Raw genomic sequence first — 1,097 nt, 5'->3', positions numbered from 1 at the left:
TGCATCAATGTGTATGATTTTTCTCATTTGCGATAGTGTAATCTATAAGGCGAAATCATTATCGCCTATGGACTGTTTTTAATTTAGGGAATTGTGGTCTTATGGATCGTTACAAGGTTGATACGGTCGTTATTGGCGCAGGTGTTGTGGGCTTGGCCGTCGCGTGGGCGCTTGCAAAACTTGGGCGTGAAGTTTGGATTTTAGAAAAAGAGTCTAGCTTCGGGCAGGGCACATCATCGAGAAACAGTGAGGTTATACATGCTGGAATCTATTATACAAAAGATAGTTTAAAGGCTCGATTGTGCGTCCAAGGTAAGCATTCGCTTTATCGTTATTTAGATGATAGAGATCTGCCTTATAAGCGCTGCGGCAAATTAATTGTTGCTACTAATGATGCTCAGGTTGATGAAATAAATAACATTATCCAGCGAGCAAATGGAAATGGCGTTGAAGACCTTGAGATGCTTTCAGTATCTGCACTTCAAAAGCTTGAGCCGGCGTTGTCGGCAAAGGCAGCGATTTTATCCCCATCAACTGGCATAGTAGATAGCCATTCATTTATGCACAGTATGTTGGGAGATGCAGAGCGCGACGGGGCGCAGTTAGTTACTAATTGCCAGGTTGAGATTTGTGAAGCTTCTGACAATAAATATCTGCTGAATCTAGTAGGTCACGATTGCTTGCTAGAGGCCGTCAACATCGTTAATGCCGCTGGTTTGTATGCTCCTCATTTAGCTGAAGACATTTTTCACGCCTATGCTCAATGTGGGTATGATTTTCAAGGCGAGTATGCCAAAGGCAGTTATTTTACATACGATGGCCGAACTCCTTTCAATCGTCTCATTTATCCCGTGCCTGAAGATGGTGGGCTTGGTGTTCATCTAACGCTGGATTTAGCTGGCAGTGCGCGATTTGGACCGGATGTCGAATGGAAAGGTGGACTAGGTGAGCGAGAGTTAATTGATTTTGACTACGCGGTTGATCCGTCGAGACGTAGTTTCTTTGCCTCGAGCATTCGGTCGTATTGGCCTGAGGTTGACGAAAGTCGTCTGCAGGCGGGCTATGCCGGTTTGAGGCCGAAACTAAAAATTAATGGC

General features: G+C 44.8%; 1 protein-coding gene. It reads left to right on the top strand.

What is annotated here, in order from left to right; genetic code table 11:
• Window positions 1–101: 101 nt before the first annotated feature.
• Window positions 102–1,097: NAD(P)/FAD-dependent oxidoreductase (locus tag A3739_RS02030; protein WP_068500059.1), on the top strand; the 996-nt coding region annotated here is incomplete at its 3' end.

Source organism: Oleiphilus sp. HI0067 (genome assembly GCF_001635735.1).
Note: the sequence above shows the minus strand (reverse complement) of the source record. Positions and strands in the feature narration are given on the sequence as shown.